This is a genomic window from Stenotrophomonas sp. 2YAF22, from assembly GCF_052114665.1.
Taxonomy (GTDB): Bacteria; Pseudomonadota; Gammaproteobacteria; order Xanthomonadales; family Xanthomonadaceae; genus Stenotrophomonas; species Stenotrophomonas indicatrix.
In genome coordinates this window covers 1-2,909 of record NZ_JBFRFE010000561.1, presented here as the reverse complement: position 1 = coordinate 2,909, position 2,909 = coordinate 1, and the positions used below count along the sequence as shown (strand labels likewise).

Sequence of the window (2,909 nt, the reverse complement as noted above, 5' to 3'; positions counted from 1 at the left end):
GGTCAAAATTCAGATTTGTCTGACATCGAATTGACGCGTAGTTGTGCGACTCTATGCGTGGCTTGCGAATCTGTGTGATTCGTCATGCTTTCAGAGTGGCCAGGAGTTTCAGCCATGGGAACAGGGATGGTTCCGACGTTGGTGAGGGTGCGTGAAAGGGGCCTCGGATGAGGTTGCTTCACGCGACTTGGTTGGCAGCTTTCGAGCTGCAGGGGAACCGTGCCCATGTGCTGTTAAGCAGTGCATTCGTTACGTTTTCGGCGTGCATCGCGCAGTGCCGAACGACCAAGGGACCAACATCGGGACTGCTTTTTCGTACGTCAAAGTGAAGCCCGTATGAATCAGGCGTTTATTGCAAAAATGTCCATCGCCGCAGTGGCGGCGTTGATGGTGGCAGGTTGTGCTACCAAGCCCGCACCCGACTTCGGAGGGCGCTGGAAGCCGGTCAACCGTTTCGCGACGGCTCCGACCGAGATTCCGCTGTACTCCAGTTACGTCTATCAGGCGTCGCCGATGGATCGTACGCTGAAGGCGATGCTCGAGCGCTGGGCCAAGGATTCCGGTCGCACGCTGGACTATCGCCTCAGTTCGGATTTCACCCTGTATGGCGCGGTGTCGGAGATCGACACCACCAACGCACAGCAGGCCGTGATCGATCTCACGGCGGCCTATGCGGCGCAGGGCGTTTCCGTCTCCATCGTCGGCAACCAGATCGTCGTGCAGAGCGCTGGATCGACGCCAACCGCGTCGGCCCAGGATCCCGAAGCCAGCAGCGGCAGCTGAGACCGCGTCGAAATCATCGAACGTGCCGCACCCCGCGCCTGGCGCAGGGGCGTCGCGCCCATTGATGTTTCAGCAGTACGGAAGAATCCATGTTCCGCAAGAAGGATGCAGGCAACAGCCCCAAGGTCGAGCAGTCGGTCGCCAAGGCGGTCAGCTACGAGATCACCGTGGCCGACATGGCCAGGCGAAGCGAGCGTCGTGCCTGGTGGGTCGCCACCGGTTCGTTGCTGATGTCGCTGGCGTTGGCCGGTGGCTACTACTACATGCTGCCACTGAAGGAGAAAGTGCCTTTCCTGGTGATGGCTGATGCCTATACGGGTACGGCGACGGTTGCGCGCCTGCGCGGCACGTTCCAGGGCGAGACGATCACCAGCAACGAAGCGGTCAACCGCAGCAACGTCGCCCAGTACGTGCTGGCGCGTGAGTCATACGACTCGGCGGTGATGGGCCTGCGCGACTGGGAGCTGGTGTTTGTGATGTCCAGCGGTCCTGTCGCCCAGAGCATGCGTCAGCGCTATGCCGGCAACAACCCGCAGAACCCGTTCGTGATGTACGGTCGCGAGAAAGCGATCCGGGTCAAGATCCTCAGCATCACCCCCTTGGGTACTGAGGCGAACGGCAGTTTCCGCGGCGCTTCGGTGCGCATCCAGCGCAGCCTGCTCGACAAGCGTAGTGGCGCGGCTACCTATCTGGACAACCAGCTGGTGACGATGCGCTTCGAGTACAACCAGAATCTGGCGCTGTCCGAACAGGATCGTGTGCTCAACCCGCTCGCCTTCCAGGTCACCGAATACCGCGTGGACAACGATTACGCACGTGGCGTGCCGGTGCCGGACGATGGCGCGATGCAGGCGCAGGCGCAGCAGGCCGCGCAGCAGGCACAGGGCATCTATGATCCGAACAACCCTGCCGCGGCAACCATGATTGATCCTGCAACGGGCCAACCTGTGGCAGTGCCAGTCAATGAGCAGGGGCAACCGATGCAAGGCCAGTCGATGCAGGGGCAACCGATGCAGGGGCAACCGATGCAGGGGCAACCGATGCAGCAGGGGCAGGCCATGCCGCCGGCGCCGAACAATTCCACCGGAAATGCTGATGGAGCAAGCAACCGATGAGTAGTCGAAAAGTCAGGGGGAGCGCATTGGCGCTGCTGTCGTTGCTGTCGCTGGTGTTTTCCACCGCGGCGATGGCACAGGCGGTAGACCATTACGAGTATGAGAAGGACCGCATCTATCCGGTTCGCACCGGCCTGGGTCTGACCACCCAGATCGAGCTGAGCCCGAACGAAAAGATCCTCGACTACAGCACTGGTTTCAGCAGCGGCTGGGAGCTGACCCGCCGCGAGAACGTGTTCTACATCAAGCCGAAAAACGTCGATGTCGACACCAACATGATGGTGCGCACCGAGACCCATTCGTACATCTTCGAACTGAAGGTGGTGGCGACCGATTGGCGCCAGCTCGAGCAGGCCCGTCGTGCCGGCGTGCAGTACAAGATCGCCTTCAGCTACCCGAACGACACCGTGTTCGGTGTTGCCCAGGAGGCCGTGGAGGAAGAGGCACAGCCGCTGTTGAGCACGGAGTTGGCCAAGGATCGCCAGTACAACTTCAACTACTCCTATTCGACCAGCAAGGCGAAGAAGATGGGGTGGCTGATTCCGGTCAACGCGTACGACGATGGTCGTTTCACCTACCTGAAACTTCCGAACTCGCCGGAGTACAAGACCGGCATTTTCCCGGCCGTGTTCGGCCGTGAGAAGGAGTACGGCGAGGATTTCGTGGTCAACACCACCGTTGAAGGCAATACCTTGATCGTCCACGGGACCTACCCGTACCTGGTCATCCGCCACGGCGATTTCGTCGTTGGTCTGCGAAGGAACGTGAAGAAATGAGCCAGCAGAACACTCCCGGAAGCGATCCAAACAACGGGYGCGACGACAGCCAGAGCCCGTACGGCAGCGCTTCTGGCGCTGCGCCCGAGGCGTCGTCCAATCCCTATTTCGGCAACACTCAGGCTGGCCCTGCACCCGACCTGGATGCCGGCGCCCCTCAGTTGCGCTCGGCTGAGGAACAACGCCTGAATCGCAAGGCGCTGCTCTTCCTTGGCGGCATCCTGCTATTGGTGGT

At 60.8% G+C, this 2,909-nt stretch carries 3 protein-coding genes and 1 pseudogene; all 4 read left to right on the top strand.

Translation table 11 applies throughout. The annotated features are described in order from the left end of the window. The first annotated feature begins 336 nt into the window (after window positions 1–336). Window positions 337–783, top strand: a complete 447-nt coding sequence (locus AB4Y84_RS18150; RefSeq protein WP_025878721.1) for a hypothetical protein — start codon at window positions 337–339, stop codon at window positions 781–783. Window positions 784–872: 89 nt separating this feature from the next. Beyond that, window positions 873–1,898 carry a virB8 family protein gene (locus AB4Y84_RS18145; protein ID WP_442244354.1) on the top strand — a complete coding sequence of 342 codons (1,026 nt, stop codon included), beginning with the start codon at window positions 873–875 and terminating at the stop codon, window positions 1,896–1,898. Next, window positions 1,895–2,674, top strand: coding sequence for a TrbG/VirB9 family P-type conjugative transfer protein (locus AB4Y84_RS18140; RefSeq protein WP_176020365.1), 780 nt, complete (start codon window positions 1,895–1,897; stop codon window positions 2,672–2,674). Before AB4Y84_RS18145 ends, AB4Y84_RS18140 begins: the two co-directional genes overlap by 4 nt. After that, a pseudogene (locus AB4Y84_RS18135) lies at window positions 2,671–2,909 on the top strand (TrbI/VirB10 family protein); the annotation flags it as partial. The gene AB4Y84_RS18140 and the pseudogene AB4Y84_RS18135, both read left to right, overlap by 4 nt.

Excerpts from the sequence above, each read along its gene's own strand:
- AB4Y84_RS18150 (WP_025878721.1), top strand. The coding sequence starts at position 337 with ATGAATCAGGCGTTTATTGCAAAAATGTCCATCGCCGCAGTGGCGGCG.
- AB4Y84_RS18145 (WP_442244354.1), top strand. The coding sequence starts at position 873 with ATGTTCCGCAAGAAGGATGCAGGCAACAGCCCCAAGGTCGAGCAGTCG.
- AB4Y84_RS18140 (WP_176020365.1), top strand. The coding sequence starts at position 1,895 with ATGAGTAGTCGAAAAGTCAGGGGGAGCGCATTGGCGCTGCTGTCGTTG.